This is a genomic window from Nonomuraea maheshkhaliensis, from assembly GCF_039529435.1.
Taxonomy (GTDB): domain Bacteria; phylum Actinomycetota; class Actinomycetes; order Streptosporangiales; family Streptosporangiaceae; genus Nonomuraea; species Nonomuraea maheshkhaliensis.
Genome location: NZ_BAAAMU010000078.1, coordinates 29,062 through 48,370 on the forward strand (window position 1 = coordinate 29,062; position 19,309 = coordinate 48,370).

Genomic DNA, 19,309 nt, shown 5'->3' on the forward strand with positions numbered 1-19,309 from the left:
GTGGCCACCGACCTGGCGACGCCTCCCTCGCAGGCGGCGCCCAAGGCGAAGAAGCGCCGGGCCGACAAGGTCCCGCTGCGCACGGCGGTGCTGCGCTACCGCTGGCTCTACCTGATGCTCGTGCCGGGCCTGGCGTACTTCGTCATCTTCAAGTACCTGCCGATGTACGGCGTGACCATCGCCTTCCAGGACTTCCTGCCGTTCCTCGGCTACTCGGGCAGCCCCTGGGTCGGCCTGAAGCACTTCGAGGAGCTGTTCTCCGGCCCCGACTTCGGGCGGCTGATGTTCAACACGCTCTTCCTGGCGCTGCTGCACATCCTCATCGTCTTCCCCGCGCCGATCATCGTCGCGCTGCTGCTGAACGAGCTGCGGCTCAACATCCTCAAGCGCTCGATCCAGTCGCTCATCTACATCCCGCACTTCCTGTCCTGGACGATCGTCGCGTCGCTGACGTACGTGCTGTTCGCGGCCGACTTCGGCGTGCTGTCCGGCTGGATGCGCGACATCCTGGGCGACACCGCGAAGATCGACTACATGGCGCAGGAGGAGTGGTTCCGGCCCCTGATCATCCTGCAGCAGCTGTGGAAGATGACCGGCTGGGGCACCATCATCTACCTGGCCGCGCTGGCCGGGGTCGACCCCAACCTGTACGAGGCCGCCCGCATGGACGGCGCGGGCCGCTTCCGCCAGCTCTGGCACGTGACGCTGCCCGCGATCCGCCCGACGGTCGTGGTCATGGCGATCCTGGCCTCGGGCAACCTGCTGGACACCGGCTTCGAGCAGATCTGGCTGATGACCACGTCGCTGAACCGCTCGGTGGCCGACGTGTTCGACACCTACGTCTACTACGCCGGCATCCAGAACGGCGCGATCAGCTACTCCACCGCCGTCGGCCTGTTCAAGGGCGTCGCCGGCGTCATCCTGATCTTCGGCTCCAACTGGCTGGCCAAGCGTCTCGGCCAGCGGGGACTGTTCTGAGGAGGCCGGACATGTCCACCATGACCGAGACCAAGAAGCCGGCCAAGCTCAAGGTCGACAACAACAGCTCGCTCGGCGGCCGGGTGTTCGACGCGCTCAACGTCATCGTGCTCGTCGGGCTGGCGCTGATCACGGTGCTGCCGCTGCTGTACGTGCTGGCCGGCTCGCTCGCCAACGAGGCCGAGATCTCCACCCGGCCGTTCTTCCTGTGGCCGCACAAGATCGTCACGGAGGCGTACGAGTACATCTTCGCCACCCCCACCTTCGTCCGCGCCCTGCTCACGACCGTGATCGTGACGGCGGTCGGCATGGTGGTGCAGGTGCTGCTGACCTTCACCATGGCCTACCCCCTGGCCAAGCGGTATCTGCCGGGCCGCACGCTGGTGCTCAACCTGGTCATCTTCACGATGGTCTTCACCGGCGGCATGATCCCCACCTACCTGGTGGTGCGCGACCTCGGGCTGCTCGACAGCTACTGGGCGCTGATCCTGCCGCTGGCGATCAACCCGTTCTACCTGATCATCGTCAAGAGCTTCTTCCAGGAACTGCCGCAGGCGCTGGAGGAGGCGGCGCGGATCGACGGCTGCAACGAGATGGGCGTCTTCTTCAAGATCGTGCTGCCGCTGTCGAAGCCGATCATCGCGACGTTCTCGCTGTTCTACGCGGTGGCGATCTGGAATGACTACATGTCGCCGCTGCTCTACATCAGCGACCCGAACAAGTGGACGCTGCAGATCCTCGTCCGCCAGCTCACCAACACCGACGCCGCGGCGGCGCTGTCCCAGATGGACCGGACCTGGGTGCCGCCCGAGCAGGGCCTGAAGTTCGCGGTCGTCGTCATCGCGACGCTGCCGATCCTGTTCTTCTACCCGTTCCTGCAGAAGCACTTCGCCAAGGGCGTGCTGATCGGAGGCGTCAAGGAGTGAGCGTGCTGCTGGCCGGGGACTCGACGGTCGCGTCCTGCCCGGCGCACGAGGCGCCGATGTCCGGGTGGGGCGCGCAGCTGGGAGCGTACGCCGGCGTTCCCGTGCGCAACTTCGCCAAGGGCGGCGCCACCACGGCCAGCCACCGGGAGGAGGGGCTCTGGGCGGCGCTCGTACGCGAGATCGTCCCCGGCGACGTCGCCGTGCTCCAGTTCGGGCACAACGACCAGAAGGAGCCGGAGCTGCCCTACCGCGACAACCTGCGCGCCTTCGTCGCGGAGGCGCGCGCGGCGGGCGCGCTCCCCGTCCTGTGCACGCCGGTGCAGCGGCGCAGGTTCGACGGCGCGCGGCTGGTCCCGACGCACGGCGGCTACCCCGACCAGGTACGCGAGCTGGCCGCCGCCGAGGACGTGCCGCTGATCGACCTGACCGCCGCCACCACCGAGCTGTACGAACGGCTCGGCCCCGAGGGCTCGAAGGCCCTGTTCACCCACTTCCCGCCCGGGGCGCACCCGCTCTATCCCGAGGGCGTGGCCGACGACACCCATTTCCGCTTTCGCGGCGCCGACGAGGTGGCCGCGATCGTCGCCGAAGGATTGAAGGAGATCGCATGACCGAGCTGCGCTGGCTGGATCGTCCCGGAGACCAAGGAGTGACCTGGGGCGTCCCGTGGCCACGCGGCGCGGTCGAGCGGGGCACGGCGTTCGCGCTGTCGGACGCCGGCGGGCGCCAGGTGCCCGTGCAGAGCTGGGTCACCGCCACCTGGCCCGACGGCTCGGTCAAGTGGTCCGCCCACGCCGCCGGCGCGGGCGCGCACTCCGGGCACTACCGGCTGGAGCCCATGGCAGAGGCAGCCGTCCCGGAAGCCGGCGCCGTCACCGTGACCCGGCAGGGCGACGACCTGAGCGTCGGCACCGGCGTCGTCACCTGGACGATCGGCGGCGGCACCGTCGCCCGCTCGATCTCGCGCGGGAGCCGCGAGATCGCCAGGAACGTCCGCCTGGTCAGCCTCCGCCAGAGCGGGCCCACCCCCGACGAGGACGGCCACGCCGCCAGGGAGCGGTCCGCGGGCGTCGTCGAGAGCGTCACCGTCGAGCAGGACGGCCCCGTGCGCGCCGTGGTCCGGCTGGAGGGCCGGCACGGCGACTGGCTGCCCTTCACCGTGCGGCTCTACTTCTACGCCGGCGCCGAGCAGGTGCGGATCCTGCACACCTTCATCTGGGACGGCGACCCCGAGCGCGACTTCCTGGCCGGGCTCGGCCTGAGCGCGGACGTCGTCATGCGCGACGAACCGCACGACCGGCACGTGCGCCTGGCCGGGAGCGACGGCTTCCTGGCCGAGGCCGTCCGCGGTCTGACCGGCCTGCGCCGCGACCCCGGCGAGGCCGCGCGCCGCGCCCAGGTCGAGGGCCGCCCGGCCGGCGAGCTGGACCCCGAGGTCGCCCGGCGGCTGCACCTCATCCCCACATGGGGCGACTACACCCTCGACCAGACCTCCGCCGACGGCTACACGCTGCGCAAGCGCACCAAGGAGGGCCACGGCTGGGTGACGATCCCGGCCGGCACCCGCTCGGCCGGTTACGGCTACGTCGGCGGCGTCAGCGGCGGCCTCGGCTTCGGGCTGCGCGACTTCTGGCGGCTGCACCCCACCCGCCTGGACGTCAGGAACGCCGCCACCGACGTGGCCACCGCGACGATCTGGCTCTGGTCGCCGTCCGCCCCGGCCATGGACCTGCGCTTCTACCACGACGGCATGGGCCAGGACACCTTCGAGGAGCAGCTCGAAGGGCTGGAGATCACGTACGAGGACTATGAGCCGGGGTTCGGCGATCCGAAGGGCATCGCGCGTACGCACGAGCTGAGCCTGCGCGCCCACGACGCCACGCCCAGTGCCGACGAGCTGGCCGCGCACGCCGCCGCGATGAACGCGCCCGCGCTGCTCACCGCGAGCCCCGAGCGCGTGCGCGAGGCGGACGTGTTCGGCGTCTGGGGCCTGCCCGACCGCTCCACGCCCGCGCACGCCGAGATCGAGGACCGGCTGGACTTCCTGTTCGACCTGTACGAACGCGAACGCGAGCAGCGCCGCTGGTACGGGTTCTGGGACTACGGCGACGTCATGCACACCTACGACCCCGACCGGCACACCTGGCGCTACGACATCGGCGGCTACGCCTGGGACAACTCGGAGCTGTCACCCGACCTGTGGCTGTGGCTGCAGTATCTGCGCACGGGACGGGCCGACGTCTTCCGCTTCGCCGAGGCCATGTGCCGCCACACCGGCGAGGTGGACGTCTATCACCTCGGCAGGTGGAAGGGCCTGGGCAGCCGGCACAACGTGCAGCACTGGGGCTGCAGCTGCAAGCAGCTGCGCATCTCCAACGCCGCCTACCGGCGCTTCTACTACTACCTGACGGCCGACGAGCGCACCGGCGACCTCATGGACGAGCTCAGCGTCCCCGAGGAGACGTTCCTGGTGATCGACCCGCAGCGCAAGGTGCGCGAGGACGTCTACACCCCGGACCGCTCGGCGCTGTCGGTCGGGCTCGGCACCGACTGGGGCTCGCTGGCGGCGGCCTGGCTGACCCGCTGGGAGCGCCACGGGGACGAGCGGGCAAGGGACCGGCTGCTCGGCACGATGGCCGACATCGGCGCGATGCCGCGCCGCTTCCTCACCGGCGAGGGAAGGATGGATCTGGACACCGGCCGGTTCGACACGAGCCGTGACCAGATCTCGATCTCGCATCTGTCGTCGCTGTTCGGGCTGCCGGAGATGTGCGCGGAGCTGATCGCGCTCGACCTGGACGTGCCCGGTTTCGAGCGGGCCTGGCTGGAGTACTGCCGCCTCTACCTGGCCCCGCCGGAGCAGCAGGAGGCGGAGACGGGGCAGCGGCTCAGCGGGATCTCGCTGATCCAGGCGCACAGCAGGCTGACGGCGTACGCGGCGGCGCGCACCGGGGACGCCGAGCTGGCCGCCTGGGCGTGGCGCAAGTTCCGCCTGGGGGAGGGCGACCAGCTCAACCGCAACCCGTTGCAACACCAGGAGAACTGGGAGCTGACCCTGGTGGACGGCCCGCGGGTGCCGCACCCGGTGCACGAGGCGGCGTTCGTCAGCACCAACAGCGCCGCGCAGTACGGGCTGGCCGCCATTCACAACCTGGTGCTGATCGGCAAGCACCTCACGGCACGTTAAGGAGAGGTGGGGCCCCTTCCAGGGGCCCTACACTGATCGGTATGCATGCTCCCGATTGACCGGCGTCGCACGCCCAATCCTCGTTTCCTACCTCGGGAGTGTACCGGTCACCATGATCATTGCGAATGATATCGAACTGCGCGCGGGCGCGCGCCTGCTCATCGAGAAGGCCACCTTCCGGGTCAACCCCGGTGACAAGATCGGGCTCGTCGGCCGCAACGGCGCGGGCAAGACGACGCTCACCAAGGTGCTGGCGGGCGAGGGCCTGCCCGCCGCGGGCAGCGTCACCACCACCGGCAGCGTCGGCTACCTGCCCCAGGACCCGCGCACCGGCGACCTCCAGGTGCTGGCCCGCGACCGCATCCTGTCCGCGCGCGGGCTCGACGAGGTCATCCGCAAGCTGCGCGAGGCGGAGCTGGGGATGTCGTCCGCCGACGACCGCACCAGGGAGAAGGCCGTGCGGCGCTACGGCCGGCTCGAAGATCAGATGCACGTGCTCGGCGGCTACGCGGCCGAGTCGGAGGCGGCCTCCATCGCCTCCAGTCTCGGCCTGCCCGACCGGGTGCTCGGGCAGCCCTTGCAAACGCTTTCCGGCGGTCAGCGCAGGCGCGTGGAATTGGCGCGAATTCTTTTCAGCGGAGCGGAAACTCTCCTTCTCGACGAGCCGACAAACCACCTAGATGCGGACTCAATCGGGTGGCTTCGCGATTTTTTGCGCAGTCATCAGGGTGGCTTGGTGATCATCAGCCACGACGTCGACCTTCTTGAAGCCACGGTCAACAAGGTGCTCCACCTGGACGCCAACCGGTCGGTGATCGATCACTACAACGTCGGCTGGAACGCCTACCTCGCCCAGCGCGAGACCGACGAGAAGCGCAGGAAGCGCGAGCGGGCCAACGCCGAGAAGCAGGCGGGGGCGCTGCTGGCGCAGGCCGACAAGATGCGGGCCAAGGCGACCAAGGCCAAGGCCGCCCAGGACATGATGCGGCGCGCGCACCGGTTGCTGTCCGGCACCGAGGAGGAGCGCAAGGCCGACAAGGTGGCCCGGCTGCGCTTCCCCGACCCCCAGCCCTGCGGGCGCACCCCGCTCATGGCCGAGGGCCTGTCCAAGTCCTACGGGTCGCTGGAGGTCTTCACCGACGTCGACGTGGCCATCGACCGAGGTCACAGGGTCGTCATCCTCGGGCTCAACGGCGCCGGCAAGACCACGCTGCTGCGCCTGCTGGGCGGGATCGAGCAGCCCGACACGGGCGAGCTGCGCCCCGGCCACGGCCTCAAGATCGGCTACTACGCCCAGGAGCACGAGACCCTCGACCCGGGCCGCACCCTGCTGGAGAACATGCGCTCGGCCGGCGGCGGGTTCACCGACACCGAGCTGCGCAAGGTGCTCGGTTCGTTCCTGTTCACCGGCGACGACGTCGACAAGCCCGCGGGCGTGCTGTCCGGCGGCGAGAAGACCCGGCTGGCGCTGGCCATGCTGGTGCTCTCCAGTGCCAACGTGCTGCTGCTCGACGAGCCCACGAACAACCTCGACCCGGTCAGCAGGGAGCAGGTCCTCAACGCTCTGAGGTCGTATTCAGGAGCAATCGTCCTAGTCACCCACGACGAGGGTGCCGTTGACGCCCTGTCACCGGATAGGGTGATCTTGCTACCTGACGGAACTGAAGACGCATGGAGCGCCGAATTTTCCGATCTTGTGGCACTTGCCTGATCTTAATTTGAGTGGGTACGGATCTTTTCCCGTGGAGTAGGTAGCCGATCCCGCTGAAATGACTGATCATGGCGGAGTAACGCTGCGGAAGTCCGGCACTACAGGAGGTACTCGTGGCCGAGACACTGAAGAAGGGCACCCGGGTCACCGGGGCCGACCGGGAAAAACTGGCCGGCGATCTCAAGAAGCGCTACGCCGCGGGCGAAAGCATCCGCGCCCTGGCCGCTTCGACCGGTCGGTCTTACGGGTTCATCCACCGCATCCTCAGCGAGTCCGGTGTGACTCTGCGCGGACGCGGCGGGGCGACCCGAGGCAAGTCCAAGCGCTGACGGCCGCCTCGGAACGTGCGACCGCAGCCGCCCGTCCCTAGTCAGCCGCCGTCGCGCCCGAGCCAGAATCATATTCTGTAAGCTCGGGCGCGACGGTCAGCACTCCGGACAAAGGGAGCGGGCGATGGCGGAAGCGCAGGCGCGACAGCGCGGGGGGAACGCGGACGACGGCTCTGCCTCGGCGCAGAACGGGGTCCGCTACGAGGTGGACGGTGAGATAGCGACGATCACGCTGGACCGGCCGGAAAAGCGCAACGCACAAACGTTCGCGACATGGTCGGAACTGGCTCGCATCGGCGAGAACCTGCCCGAGCAGGTACGCGTCGTCGTCGTGAAAGGTGAGGGACCGTCCTTCTCGGCAGGGATAGACCTGCGAACGTTCACATCCGAGGGGGTGCCCGGACAGGGCTCGTTCAGTTCGGTGGCCGCAGACGGGGACACCGGCTTCGAGCAGCGCATCAGACAGGCCCAAGCGGGGTTCCTGTGGCTGCGCCGCCCGGAGATCGTTTCCATCGCCGCAGTGCAGGGGCACGCGATCGGTGCGGGATTCCAGCTCGCGCTCGCCTGTGACCTGCGGATCGTGGCCGAAGACGTCTCGTTCTGCATGAAAGAGCCCGCACTGGGCCTGGTGCCCGACCTGACGGGGACCAAGCCCCTGGTCGAGCTGGTGGGCCTGGCCAAGGCGATCGACATCTGCCTGACCGCCAGGACCGTGCACGCCGAAGAGGCCATGCGCATCGGCCTCGCGGAGAGAGTGGTCGCCGGGGGCGACCTGGATCAAGCGGTGAAGGACAAGGCCGCGCAGCTGCTGTCGACGAACCGGGACGCGGCTGTGGCGACCAAGCGGCTCCTCCAGGGGGCGCAGGCACGCACCCTGGAGGAGCAGAGTGTGGCCGAGGGGATCGAGCAGGCCGCGCGCATCAAGGCACTCTTCGGCCGATCCGGCTGATCGGGCCGATCCGACAGATCCGGCTGACATGGTTGATCGGGCTGATCCGCGGCTCAGCGCTCTTGGGCGGGGTCGGGGCTGATTCGCGGCTTTGAGGCTGGTTCGGTGCTTCTGAGGCGGTCGGGCTGATTCGTCACTCAGGCGCCGGCGCTGCCGCCGGTCGTGCGGGGCTGTGGTGCCCCTGGGCCGCCGGTCGGGCTCGAAGGCGGGTACGACTGACGGCGGGGCCGGAAAACGGCTCAGCGTGCCTCAGGGGGCCGCGCGGAGAAGGGAGGCTTTCCGGCGGCCGGTTTCGCGGTGAGCGGAGCCGGGAATCCCCGGGCCTCCCGGCGGCGCTGTCCGTGCGGAGGAAAGGGGGATCTCCCGCATGGCGATGATGGGTGGGGGCTTCGGCCCGAGCGCGATGGCGTCCCTGCGGCGCGACGGCTCGGTCACCAAACAGCGGCTGCGGCCGGGCACGGTCCGGCGCATCGCGGGCTACGCGCGCCCGTACACGAAGCAGATCGCCGCGTTCCTCGCGCTCGTCGTGGCCGGCGCGGTGATCGTGGTCGCCAACCCGCTGCTGATGAAGGCGATCATCGACGACGGCATCCTGCCCAAGCGGCCCGCCGTGATCGTCTGGCTGGCCGTGGCCATCGCCGCGCTCGCGCTGGTCGACGCCGGGCTGACGCTGGCGCAGCGCTGGTTCTCCGCCCGCATCGGCGAGGGCCTCATCTACGACCTGCGCACCGAGGTCTTCGACCACGTGCAGCGCATGCCGGTGGCCTTCTTCATGCGCGCCCAGACCGGCGCGCTGGTCAGCCGGCTCAACACCGACGTGATCGGCGCCCAGCGCGCCCTGACCAGCACGCTGTCCTCGGTCGTCGCCAACGTGGTCAGCCTGGTCCTGGTGCTCGGCGCGATGCTGGCGCTGTCGTGGCAGGTCACGCTGGTCGCGCTGGTGCTGCTGCCGATCTTCATCGTGCCCGCGAAATACGTCGGCCGCCGCATGTCGGCGCTGACCCGCGAGCAGATGCAGCTCGACGCCGAGATGAGCTCGGTCACCACCGAGCGCTTCAACGTGGCGGGCGCGACCGTCGCCAAGCTCTACGGCAGGCCCGAGGACGACGCCGCGGTCTTCGGCGCCCGCGCCGCCCGGGTGCGCGACGTGGGCGTGACCGTCGGCATGTACGGCACCGTCTTCCGCGTCGCGCTCGGCCTGATCGCGGCACTGGCCACCGCCCTCGTCTACGGGATCGGCGGCGTCCTGTCCGTCTCCGGCGCCTTCGAGCTCGGCACCCTGGTGGCGCTGGCCGCCCTGCTCATGCGCCTCTACGGCCCGCTCACCTCGCTGTCCAACGTGCACGTCGACGTGATGACCGCGCTGGTGAGCTTCGACCGCGTCTTCGAGATCCTCGACCTCAAGCCCATGGTCGCCGAGCGGCCCGGCGCGGTGCCGGTGCCCGAGGGCCCGGTCACGATCGACTTCGACGACGTGCGCTTCCGCTACCCGGCGGCCGAGGAGGTCTCGCTGGCCTCGCTGGAGTCGGTGGCCAGGCAGGACACGGGGCCGTCCCATCCGGTGCTGGAGGGCGTGTCCTTCACGGCGCGGCCGGGGCAGCTCATCGCGCTGGTCGGCCACAGCGGCGCGGGCAAGACCACGATCACCTCGCTGGTGTCGCGGCTCTACGACGTCAACGAGGGCGCGGTCAGGATCAACGGGCTCGACGTGCGCGACGCCACGCTCGGCTCGCTGCGCGACACCGTCGGCGTGGTCATGCAGGACGCCCACCTCTACCACGACACGATCGCCGCCAACCTGCGCTACGCCAGGCCCGAGGCGAGCGACGAGGAGATCTGGCAGGCGCTCGACGCGGCGCAGATCGGCCCGCTCATCGCCGGCCTGCCCGACGGTCTCGAGACCGTGGTGGGCGACCGCGGCTACCGGCTGTCCGGCGGCGAGAAGCAGCGGCTGGCATTGGCCAGGCTGCTGCTGAAGGCGCCCAGGGTGGTCGTGCTCGACGAGGCCACCGCCCATCTCGACTCGGAGTCCGAGGCCGCGGTGCAGGTGGCGCTGAAGACGGCGCTGGAGGGCCGCACGTCACTGGTCATCGCGCACCGGCTCTCGACGATCAGGGAGGCCGACGAGATCCTCGTCGTCCACGACGGCCGGATCGCCGAGCGCGGCCGGCACGAGGAACTGCTGGCGCGCGGCGGGCTCTATGCCGAGCTCTACCGCACCCAGTTCAGTTCTTCCGGTAGCCCAGCCGCGTGAGCTCCTCCCTGGCCACCTTCTCCACCAGCTCCAGGTCCTCGCGGCGCAGCCGGGTGCGCCAGGCGCCGACCTTGGGCACGGCGGTGTCGTACATGACGACCTTCGACACCCGCGTCTCCAGGAACTCCGCCAGCGTCGCCACCGCGCGCGGCGGCGTGCCGACCAGGTCCTCGTAGCGCACGGTCAGCAGCTGCGGCCCGGGCAGCGTGCGGCGCAGCTCAGCGCTCATCCGCACGGCGCTGCGCCAGCGCAGCGCGCTCTTGCCCGCCGCCGGCATCGTCTTCCAGCGCTGCAGGTGCTCGTCCTTGTTGACGCCGAGGAACGCGTTGGGGAACTCGGTGTGCTCCGACAACATGGCCGGCTTGAAACAGGCCAGGCACGCCGGATCGGCCAGCATGTCGGCCACCACGTCCCTGCCGTCGCGGATGAGCTGGATGAACCGGGCGTCGGGGAAGGCCTGGAGCAGCACGGGCACGCTGTAGAGCAGGTCGGGGCTGCCGTCGGCGAAGCGGGTGACCTCACTCGTGGCCACGCACGGGCCCGTGCCCGTGACGCCGCCCGCGTCCCGGCACGACTCCGCGCAGTCGCCGCACGAGCGGGGCAGCACCTGCCACGACTCGGACAGCGCGTCGCGCATGACGCGCACGGCGCCGGACGTCCGGGCGATGGACGGCTTGCGGGCGAAGGCGTACAGCACGTGCGCCACGCTCGCGCGGCCCATCGTCATGTGGAAACCCGGAGAGCGTTTCAGGGCACGGGCCAGCAGGTCCGCGCCGGAGTGCGGCGCTCCGATCAGAAAGACCGGGCGGCGGACCTTGATGCCGTTGACCACGAGGATGTGGGGCGGAAGTCGCATACGACAGGTAAGTGTGACACCGTTTGCCAGGTGAACGAGCCAAGGATGGTGTCGGTCCTCACCGGGGCGGGCGTCTCCACCGACTCCGGGATCCCCGACTTCCGCGGCCCCCAAGGCGTGTGGACCAAGAACCCGCAGGCCGAGGCCGACGCGAGCATCGACCGCTACCTCGCCGACCCGGAGGTCAGGCGCGCCTCGTGGCGGGCCAGACTCGATCACGCCGCCTGGGACGCCAGGCCGAACGCCGCCCACCTGGCGCTGGTCGAGCTGGAGCGCGCCGGGCTGCTGCGGGCCCTCGTCACACAGAACATCGACGAGCTGCACCAGCGCGCCGGGTCCTCGCCGGAGAAGGTCATCGAGATCCACGGCACCATGCGCCGCGCCGAGTGCCTGTCGTGCGAGCTGATCACGCCCATGGAGGACGTGCTCGCCCGGGTGCGGGCCGGCGAGGCCGATCCGCCCTGCCTGAGCTGCGGCGGCATCCAGAAGGCCAACACGATCTCGTTCGGGCAGTCGCTCAAGCCCGAGGTGATGCGGGCCGCGCAGCGTGCCGCCCGCACGTGCCACGTGTTCCTGGCCGTGGGCACCTCGCTGACCGTGCATCCCGCCGCCGGGCTGTGCGGCGAGGCGCTCGACGCCGGCGCCACCCTGGTGATCGTCAACGCCCAGCCCACCCCCTACGACCCCTTCGCCGACCGGGTGATCAACGAGCCGATCGGCCAGGCACTACCCACGCTCGTCAAGGAGTTGATCGATGCGGCAAGGTGACACCGTAGCCATCGTCGCCCCCTCGGGGCCGCCCAACGCCGTCCTGCTCAGGCGGGGCGTCCGGCGGCTGGAGGAGCTGGGCCTGAAGGTGGTCGTGGGCGCGCACGTCCTCGACCGTCAGGGCCTCGACTACCTCGCGGGCGAGGACGCCCACCGGGCCGCCGACCTGCAGTCCGCCTGGTGCGACCCGGCCGTGACCGGGGTCTTCTGCTGCCGGGGCGGCTACGGCGCGGCGCGGCTGCTCGACCTGCTCGACTGGGACGCCATGCGCGCGGCCGGGCCCAAGGTGCTGCTCGGGTCGAGCGACATCACGGCGCTGCACAACGCGTTCGCGATCGAACTGGGCGTGGCGACGCTGCACGGGCCGATGGCCGCCTGCGACGTCATCGCCGGCGACGAGGAGGGGCCCGAGCCGCTCACCTGGGAGAGCATGCGGCAGGCGCTGTTCGAGGCCGCGCCGCTCGTGCGGGGTGACCGGGTGCTTGCTCCGGGGCGCGCCGAGGGAGTGCTCCGCGGCGGTAACCTGTCGCTGCTCGCCTCGATGTGCGGCACGCGGTGGCAGCCGTCGTTCGCCGGGGGGATCGCTTTCCTCGAAGACGTGGGGGAGGAGCCGTACCGGATCGATCGCATGCTCACCCAGCTGCTGCAGGCCGGGGTCTTCGACGGCGTGCGCGGGATCGCGCTCGGGTCGTGGGTCGGCTGCGGCGACCCTTACCCGGTGCTGGAAGACAGGCTGGCCTCGCTCGGGGTGCCGGTGGTGGCCGGGTTGCCGGTGGGGCACGGGTCACCGCAGATGAGCGTGTGGCTGAATGCACTTGGTGTTATCGATACCGAATCGTGCTCGCTGACCGGTTCGATCCGGAATGGGGAGCAGGCAAGGTAGGAGGGACGAATCAGACAGAAGGGGACATGGCGCGTGAACTTGTTCAGGCGTGAGCCCTCGCGACGGCCCGTCGAAGACGTCGATCTCGACTCGTTGCTCGCACTGGTCGCGGAGTCCCTCGGATATTCCTTCGCGTTCGCCCAGGACGGCTCCTCCGTGACCTTGACGAGCGCGCTCGACGGGACACACGAGGGGACACACGGCGGGACATACGGCGGGGCGGGCGGCGGCGAGATGGTCGTCCGGCTGACCGGGCTGCGGCGCGAGGCCGGGCGCAGGGCCAGGGAAGACTGGCCCATGCTGGTCTCCGAGCACCTCGGCCACGCCGTGGCCACCGCCGGCGACCGGCTCGACGTGTGCGACCTGAAGCAGGCCGGGCCCCTGCTGCGCATCCGCGTCGAGGCCGTGGACGAGGTGCCCGACCTGACCCGCGTCGTCGGCCGCCACCTCAACGCCGACATGGTCGAGCTGCTCACCGTGGGCACGCGGGCCGTGCGGCCCGAGGAGGCCGGCTGCTGGCCCGTGCCGACCGGGCGGGCGATCGAGCTGGCCGTGGCCAACGTCCGCGAGCGGGAGCGGCTGACCAGCGAGAGCATCGAGCTGACCGGCACGCCGGTGACCCGGCTGACCGCGCCGAGCCCGTCGGCCGCCACGCATCTGCGCTGGCTGGGCGACTACCTGCCGGTGCCGGCCGACGGGACGCTGGTGGTGCTGCCCGACCCGTACACGCTGCTGCTGCACCCCGTGGACGGGATCGGGGTCGTGCGGGCCATCGAGCGGCTGCGGGTGCACGCGGCGCGCACGGACGGGCTCAGCCCGCAGGTGTACTGGTGGCACGGGGAGCGGCTGACGCTCATCAGGGCCGACATCGTCGCCCAGGGCGGGCAGACCCGGCTGGTCGTGGCGCCCCCGCCCGACTTCGCCCGGGTGCTGGCCCGCCTGGCCGTCTGAGCGTGGATCAGCTCCTGTTGACGTAGTCGCGCAGGTGGATGGCCGTCAGCGAGGTGCCGTCGGCGACCAGCTCGGCCGGGGTCCCGGTGAAGACGACCTGGCCGCCGTCGTGACCGGCGCCGGGCCCGAGGTCCACGATCCAGTCGGCGTGGGCCATGACGGCCTGGTGGTGCTCGATCACGATGACCGAGTTGCCGTCCTCGACCAGGCGGTCGAGCAGGGACAGGAGCTGGTCGACGTCCGCCAGGTGCAGGCCCGTGGTGGGCTCGTCCAGCACGTACGTGGTCCCGTTCCTGGCCATGTTGACGGCCAGCTTGAGCCGCTGCCGCTCGCCGCCCGACAGCGTGGTGAGCGGCTGCCCGAGCCCCAGGTAACCGAGGCCGACCGCGACGAGCCGGTCGAGGATGACCCCGGCCTGGCCGGTGCGGAAGAAGTCGCGCGCCTCGGAGATCGGCATTTCCAGGATCTCGCTGATGTTCTTGCCCCGCAGCTCGTACGTCAGCACCTCGGGCGTGAACCGCTTGCCCTCGCACTGCTCGCACACCGAGGACACCCCGGCCATCATCACCAGGTCGGTGTAGATGAGCCCGATGCCCTTGCACCCCGGGCAGGCCCCTTCCGAGTTGGCGCTGAACAGGCCCGGCTTGACCCCGTTGGCCTTGGCGAAGGCCGCCCGGATCGGGTCGAGCACACCGGTGTAGGTGGCCGGGTTGCTCCTGCGCGAGCCGCGGATCGGCGACTGGTCGGCCACCACCACGCCGTCCCGCCCGGCGACGTGCCCGTGGATCAGCGAGCTCTTGCCCGACCCCGCCACCCCGGTGACCACGGTCAGCACGCCGAGCGGGAGGTCCACGCTCACGTCACGCAGGTTGTGCAGACTCGCGTTCCTGATCGGCAGCCACCCGGACGGCGTGCGGACCTGCTCGCGCAGCCGTACGCGGTGGTCGAGGTAGCGGCCGGTCAGCGTCTCCGAGCGGCGCAGGCCGTGCAGGTTGCCCGAGTAGCAGATCTCGCCGCCGGCCGTGCCCGCGCCGGGGCCGAGGTCCACCACGTGGTCGGCGATGGCGATCGTCTCCGGCTTGTGCTCGACCACGAGCACGGTGTTGCCCGTGTCGCACAACGCCAGCAGCAGGCGGTTCATCCGCTGGATGTCGTGCGGGTGCAGGCCGGCCGTGGGCTCGTCGAAGACGTACGTGACGTCGGTGAGGCTGGAGTTGAGATGGCGCACCATCTTCACCCGCTGCGCCTCGCCGCCCGACAGCGTGGCGGACTCCCGGTTGAGGCTGAGGTAGCCCAGCCCGATCTCCACCAGCGAGTCGAGTGTCGAGCGCAGCCCCTCCAGCACGGGGCCGACGCTCGGGTGGTCGATGCCGCGGACGAAGTCGGCCAGGTCGTTGATCTGCATGGCCGAGCAGTCGGCGATGGTGTGGCCCTGGATCCTGGCCGACAGTGCGGCCTCGTTGAGCCGCGCGCCGCCGCAGGAGGAGCAGGTGGCCTGCGTGATGGCCCGCTCGGCGAACGCCCGCGCCGCCGACTGCATCGACTCCCTGTCCTTGCCCAGGTAGGAGCGCTTGACGCGGGGGATCAGGCCCTCGTAGGTGAAGTTGCTGTTGCCGTACTTCAGCTTGGTGGCGGGCTTGTGGAGCAGGTCGTCCCACTGCTGGGCGGTGAAGTCCTTCAGCTTGACGGCGGGGTCGAACAGGCCCGAGCCGGCCACGACCTGCCATTGCCAGGTGTCGACGGCGAACCCGGGAAGCGTGATCGCGCCCTCGTTGAGCGACAGCTCCCTGTCGACGACCGCGTCCACGTCCACCTCGGACGTCTTGCCCAGCCCCTCACAGGCAGGGCACATGCCCTCGGCCGTGTTGAAGCTGAAGGCGGAGGCGGTGCCGACGTACGGCTCGGCGGCGCGGCTGAAGATGATGCGCAGCATGGTGTGCGCGTCGGTCGCGGTGCCCACCGTGGAGCGGGCGTTGGCGCCCATGCGCTCCTGGTCCACGATGATCGCCGCGCTCAGGTTGTGCAGCGCGTCGACGTCGGGGCGCGACAGGCTCGGCATGAAGCCTTGGACGAACGCGGTGTACGTCTCGTCGATCAGCCGTCTGGACTCGGCGGCGATCGTGTCGAAGACGAGTGAGGACTTGCCGGAGCCGGACACTCCGGTGAAGACGGTGAGCCGTCGCTTCGGGATGTCGAGGGAGACGCCCTTGAGGTTGTTCTCCCGGGCGCCGCGGACCTGGATGCGGTCATGGCTGTCCGCGGCGGTGTGATCGCGGGGCTGGACGGTGCTTGCCTGCTGGCTGGAGAGCACGGAACCCTTCCATCGTCGGCCGACTTTTCGTGGCGTGACTGTTTATGGCGTAAGGAAATAGCCGGGACAGCTTACACCGACATCGGACGACAAAGTGGGGTGTGGTGCGGGCGGGGGATCCAGCGTTTCCCCCGCCCGCGGTTCACGCCGAGAGCGGGTTGACCGCCCGGTGGTGCAGCCCGATCACGGGGATCTCGTGCAGGCTGCCCGAGTACAGGAACTGCGTCATGCCGATCAGCAGCCGGCGCACGTCGTCCTGGGGGCGTACGACCAGGCGCAGGAACTGGCTGGTGGTGCCCAGCTTGTTGCCACACTCGCGGACGTACACGCCGTGCTCGGTGAGCAGGTGGTCGCGCAGCGGCACCCCGTCGTGCCCCGGCGGCAGCTTGACCAGCAGGAAGTTGCCCTGTGAGGCGTAGACCGACAGCCCCGGCATGGTGCTGAGCTGCTGGAACATCGCCCGCCTGTCGGCGTTGAGCCGTTTGAGGCTCTCGTCGTACTCGCCCATGAACTGGCGCATCATGAACACGACGACCTCGGCGAAGGAGTTGAGGTTCCACTTCGGCAGCGCGTCGCGTACGCGGGCGGCCAGGGCGGGGTTGGCCACCATGTAGCCGAAGCGGATGCCGTGCAGGCCGAAGTTCTTGCCGAGGCTGCGCAGCACGATCACGTTCGGCCGCACCGCCGCTTCCGCGGCCACGCCCGGGTACGGCTCGGCGTCCACGAAGTCGCCGAACGACTCGTCCACGATCACCAGGTCGAGGTCGATCAGCTGGTCGAGCAGGTACAGGACCTCGTGCTTGGGCAGGTAGCCTCCGTCGGGGTTGTTCGGGTTGCAGATCACCGCCACGCGCGAGCCGCGCATGCGGACGAACGACACGAAGTCATCCACGTCGAGGGCGAAGTTGCGGCTCTCCATCAGCGGATACATGTCCACCCGCTTGCCCGTCTCCAGCGGCTGGTCGGTCCAGCGGCCGAACGTGGGGATCGGCACCGCCAGGCTCTCGCGCACCAGCAGATGGTCGATCCAGGTGATCAGCTCCGTCGAGCCGTTGCCCATCGCGACGGTCTTGGGATGGAGCCCGAGCGTGGAGCAGAGCTCCTCGGTGATCGTGCCCGCGTCGCTGGGATAGAACTTGAGGATCGTCTCCAGATTTCTCCCGAGGTGCTCGAAGATCTCCGGTGTGGGGAAATACGGGTTGCAAGGGATGCAGAAGTCCACCGGGGCGCGCTCTCCCGTCGAGCTGCGCATAAGTGAGAAGTACGACGGGCTGTGCGCTTGTGCCCGCAAGAGACTGAGCTCCACGACACCTCCATGGACCACGTGTCCGATGTGTGTAGGTACGCGCGGGTGCACAGGGCGGTTCACGGGGTCGGTTCAGGGGCCCTCCGGCACTACCCGAGCGGCGGCTCCGGCCTGCGGAGCGTGAGGATCGCGATGTCGTCGCGCGGCGCGGTCCTGGTGAAATGCCGCAGATCGGCTCCGAGCACGGCCGCGAGCGCGGTCGGCGGGGACGGGGCCCACTCGCGCAACCGCTCCTGCAGCGGGTAGAAGGCGCCGCGCGGGTCGCGGGCCTCGGTGACGCCGTCGGTGCACAGCAGCATCGTCGCGCCCCTGGGGAAGGCGAACCGGGTGATCCTGCGCGTCTCGTCCGTCAGCGCCGCCACGCCGAGCGGCACGTCGGGCTCGCCCAGATCGGCCTGCCAGACGTCGCCGTGCTGGATGAGGTACGGGGCGATGTGACCGCAGTTGACCGCCTGTACCGCCGGATCGCCGGCCTCGTGGGGGATGTCGATCACCAGCGCGGTGACCAGCCGCTCGGGCTCGCCGGTGTGGGAGGCGAAGAAGTTCTGCCTGATCACGGAGTTCTCCATGGCGGCCACGACGCCGGTGAGGGTCTCCTCGCGGTAAGCCGCTTCCCTGAACGAGCCGAGCACCGCCAGCGCCGTGCCGATCGCGGGCAGGCCCTTGCCCTGGACGTCCGCGATCAGCACCCGGGTGCCGTTTCTCGACGGGGCGACCTCGTACATGTCGCCGCCCACCATCGTGTCCTCCTCCACCGGCTGGTAGAGGCCGTCCACCAGCACGTCCGCGGTGCGCAGCGGGAGCGGGCGGACGATCTGCCGCTGGAGCGCGGCGGCGGCGGAGCGCAGCCGGTGCACCTCCTCCTCGCGCCGTACGCGGAAGCGGCACCCGATCACGCTCACCACGCCGAACAGCGCGGCGAACCCGGCCGCGAGCGCGATGTCGTCCCACGCGCCGTGCAGGTAGGCACCGGCGGCGACCTCCACGACGACCACCCAGACCGAGGCGACGGCGGTCTGCCACACCGCGCCGAGACCCGAGATGATCGCCGGCAGGAAGATCAGCAGCGGGAACAGCCGGACCGCCGTGCCCGAGGTCAGGTCGAGCGCGACGATCACCGCACTGACGAGGATCAACCCCACGAAGAACACCGGCGCGCGCAGGCGCCGCCCCTCACCGCCCCGCCGCTCCGTGCGCAGCGCGTCTTCCGTCACCGGTTCCCTTCACCTCCCCGTCGCTCGTGCCGCTTCTCGCGCCCGTGTCACCTTCTATCAGCCTGTTTCGCCGTTCCGGCGCCCTGGCACGCGCGTTTGACCCCACCTTGCCCCGGCGTGAATGAGAACGCGCCGGCGCCATTTCGCATGGGGGTGCGAATAAATACCCTGCGGCCGTCACGGGAATTACGCTTATTCGCCTGCGCTGAATTCATTCCGTGGTTATCCCGGTGTCCTCCTCGTGTTGATCTGGACGGATGATAGCTCTCCGTACTGCAAGGATCTGGTTCTTGGCTACAGAAGGTGAGCGGCGCCGTCCTTTATGGCGAGTCTTGTGGGGATTAAAGATGAACTTTCTCCCTGGCTGGCGGGATCTCATTTTCTTCTCATCCTGAAACTCATTGACAGGGAATAACGATCTTGTAAATATCTGAGTTACGGCGGGGTGCGGGAATTCGGGCCACGAAAGGGAGTTGTCTCATATGGACATCGAACACGACTGGGCCCTGCTGCCGGCCGTGGTCGTCCGCAGCGCCGGGTTCCCGTGGGAGCTCGTCTCGTCCCTCGCCCATCCGAGGGCGGCGGGGGCGGCCGCGGCGGTCGTACGGCTGGAGCGCAGGGCACGCGGCCTGCTCGCGGGCGCGCCGGGCGCGGGGGCCGGCGGCCACCAGGAGCGGGGCGGGCGG

Annotated in this window: 16 protein-coding genes; 12 read left to right on the forward strand and 4 right to left on the reverse strand. The window is 69.9% G+C overall.

Annotation, left to right across the window (positions count from 1 at the left end):
- From ABFX54_RS37780 to ABFX54_RS37815, 8 genes are all read left to right on the forward strand, one after another.
- Positions 1 to 978, forward strand: coding sequence for an ABC transporter permease (locus ABFX54_RS37780; RefSeq protein WP_346111555.1), 978 nt, complete (start codon positions 1 to 3; stop codon positions 976 to 978).
- Positions 979 to 989: 11 nt separating this feature from the next.
- Positions 990 to 1,904, forward strand: a complete 915-nt coding sequence (locus ABFX54_RS37785) for a carbohydrate ABC transporter permease (RefSeq protein WP_346111557.1) — start codon at positions 990 to 992, stop codon at positions 1,902 to 1,904.
- Positions 1,905 to 1,906: 2 nt separating this feature from the next.
- On the forward strand, positions 1,907 to 2,515 hold the full coding sequence (locus ABFX54_RS37790) for a rhamnogalacturonan acetylesterase (RefSeq protein ID WP_346111558.1): 609 nt from the start codon (positions 1,907 to 1,909) through the stop codon (positions 2,513 to 2,515).
- The gene (locus tag ABFX54_RS37795) at positions 2,512 to 5,091 is read left to right on the forward strand and encodes an exo-rhamnogalacturonan lyase family protein (RefSeq protein WP_346111559.1); all 2,580 of its coding nucleotides are present in this window, start codon (positions 2,512 to 2,514) and stop codon (positions 5,089 to 5,091) included. Before ABFX54_RS37790 ends, ABFX54_RS37795 begins: the two co-directional genes overlap by 4 nt.
- 112 nt (positions 5,092 to 5,203) lie before the next feature.
- The gene (locus ABFX54_RS37800) at positions 5,204 to 6,802 is read left to right on the forward strand and encodes an ABC-F family ATP-binding cassette domain-containing protein (protein WP_346111560.1); all 1,599 of its coding nucleotides are present in this window, start codon (positions 5,204 to 5,206) and stop codon (positions 6,800 to 6,802) included.
- A gap of 113 nt (positions 6,803 to 6,915) precedes the next feature.
- Positions 6,916 to 7,131 (forward strand): helix-turn-helix domain-containing protein, encoded by a 216-nt coding sequence (locus ABFX54_RS37805; protein ID WP_020547488.1) that lies wholly within the window; start codon positions 6,916 to 6,918, stop codon positions 7,129 to 7,131.
- Between the two features lie 124 nt (positions 7,132 to 7,255).
- Positions 7,256 to 8,080, forward strand: coding sequence for an enoyl-CoA hydratase/isomerase family protein (locus ABFX54_RS37810; RefSeq protein ID WP_346111562.1), 825 nt, complete (start codon positions 7,256 to 7,258; stop codon positions 8,078 to 8,080).
- Positions 8,081 to 8,447: 367 nt separating this feature from the next.
- Positions 8,448 to 10,334 (forward strand): ABC transporter ATP-binding protein, encoded by a 1,887-nt coding sequence (locus tag ABFX54_RS37815; protein ID WP_346111563.1) that lies wholly within the window; start codon positions 8,448 to 8,450, stop codon positions 10,332 to 10,334.
- On the opposite strand, the gene ABFX54_RS37820 is transcribed toward ABFX54_RS37815, so the two are convergent.
- Complete coding sequence (locus tag ABFX54_RS37820) at positions 10,306 to 11,190, reverse strand: sulfotransferase family protein (protein ID WP_346111564.1); 885 nt, start codon at positions 11,188 to 11,190, stop codon at positions 10,306 to 10,308. The two genes, ABFX54_RS37815 and ABFX54_RS37820, sit on opposite strands and share 29 nt — an antisense overlap.
- A 45-nt stretch (positions 11,191 to 11,235) precedes the next feature.
- On the opposite strand from ABFX54_RS37820, the gene ABFX54_RS37825 reads away from it, so the two are divergent.
- The 3 genes from ABFX54_RS37825 to ABFX54_RS37835 are packed head-to-tail and all read left to right on the forward strand — an operon-like array spanning position 11,236 to position 13,792.
- Positions 11,236 to 11,958, forward strand: a complete 723-nt coding sequence (locus ABFX54_RS37825; RefSeq protein WP_346111575.1) for an SIR2 family NAD-dependent protein deacylase — start codon at positions 11,236 to 11,238, stop codon at positions 11,956 to 11,958.
- A complete protein-coding gene (locus ABFX54_RS37830; protein WP_346111565.1) occupies positions 11,945 to 12,841 on the forward strand; it encodes a S66 peptidase family protein in 897 nt (298 codons plus the stop codon). Before ABFX54_RS37825 ends, ABFX54_RS37830 begins: the two co-directional genes overlap by 14 nt.
- A 33-nt stretch (positions 12,842 to 12,874) precedes the next feature.
- Positions 12,875 to 13,792 carry a hypothetical protein gene (locus ABFX54_RS37835; RefSeq protein ID WP_346111566.1) on the forward strand — a complete coding sequence of 306 codons (918 nt, stop codon included), beginning with the start codon at positions 12,875 to 12,877 and terminating at the stop codon, positions 13,790 to 13,792.
- 7 nt (positions 13,793 to 13,799) lie between these two features.
- Here ABFX54_RS37835 and ABFX54_RS37840 read toward each other — a convergent pair whose 3' ends face one another.
- From ABFX54_RS37840 to ABFX54_RS37850, 3 genes are all read right to left on the reverse strand, one after another.
- A complete protein-coding gene (locus ABFX54_RS37840) occupies positions 13,800 to 16,103 on the reverse strand; it encodes an ATP-binding cassette domain-containing protein (RefSeq protein WP_346111568.1) in 2,304 nt (767 codons plus the stop codon).
- Between the two features lie 142 nt (positions 16,104 to 16,245).
- Positions 16,246 to 17,409: a pyridoxal phosphate-dependent aminotransferase gene (locus ABFX54_RS37845; protein ID WP_219912404.1), complete on the reverse strand. Its 1,164-nt coding sequence runs from the start codon at positions 17,407 to 17,409 to the stop codon at positions 16,246 to 16,248.
- Between the two features lie 89 nt (positions 17,410 to 17,498).
- Positions 17,499 to 18,623, reverse strand: a complete 1,125-nt coding sequence (locus ABFX54_RS37850; RefSeq protein ID WP_346111569.1) for a PP2C family protein-serine/threonine phosphatase — start codon at positions 18,621 to 18,623, stop codon at positions 17,499 to 17,501.
- Between the two features lie 482 nt (positions 18,624 to 19,105).
- On the opposite strand from ABFX54_RS37850, the gene ABFX54_RS37855 reads away from it, so the two are divergent.
- Positions 19,106 to 19,309, forward strand: a 204-nt coding sequence (locus ABFX54_RS37855; protein ID WP_346111571.1) for a hypothetical protein, incomplete at its 3' end; no start/stop codon positions are given.

What these genes read in the sequence shown, in the direction of transcription:
- ABFX54_RS37825 (WP_346111575.1), top strand. Translation starts at nt 11,236, where the DNA reads ATGGTGTCGGTCCTCACCGGGGCGGGCGTCTCCACCGACTCCGGGATC.
- ABFX54_RS37830 (WP_346111565.1), top strand. Translation starts at nt 11,945, where the DNA reads ATGCGGCAAGGTGACACCGTAGCCATCGTCGCCCCCTCGGGGCCGCCC.
- ABFX54_RS37820 (WP_346111564.1), bottom strand. Translation starts at nt 11,190, where the DNA reads ATGCGACTTCCGCCCCACATCCTCGTGGTCAACGGCATCAAGGTCCGC.
- ABFX54_RS37800 (WP_346111560.1), top strand. Translation starts at nt 5,204, where the DNA reads ATGATCATTGCGAATGATATCGAACTGCGCGCGGGCGCGCGCCTGCTC.
- ABFX54_RS37815 (WP_346111563.1), top strand. Translation starts at nt 8,448, where the DNA reads ATGGCGATGATGGGTGGGGGCTTCGGCCCGAGCGCGATGGCGTCCCTG.
- ABFX54_RS37795 (WP_346111559.1), top strand. Translation starts at nt 2,512, where the DNA reads ATGACCGAGCTGCGCTGGCTGGATCGTCCCGGAGACCAAGGAGTGACC.
- ABFX54_RS37785 (WP_346111557.1), top strand. Translation starts at nt 990, where the DNA reads ATGTCCACCATGACCGAGACCAAGAAGCCGGCCAAGCTCAAGGTCGAC.
- ABFX54_RS37810 (WP_346111562.1), top strand. Translation starts at nt 7,256, where the DNA reads ATGGCGGAAGCGCAGGCGCGACAGCGCGGGGGGAACGCGGACGACGGC.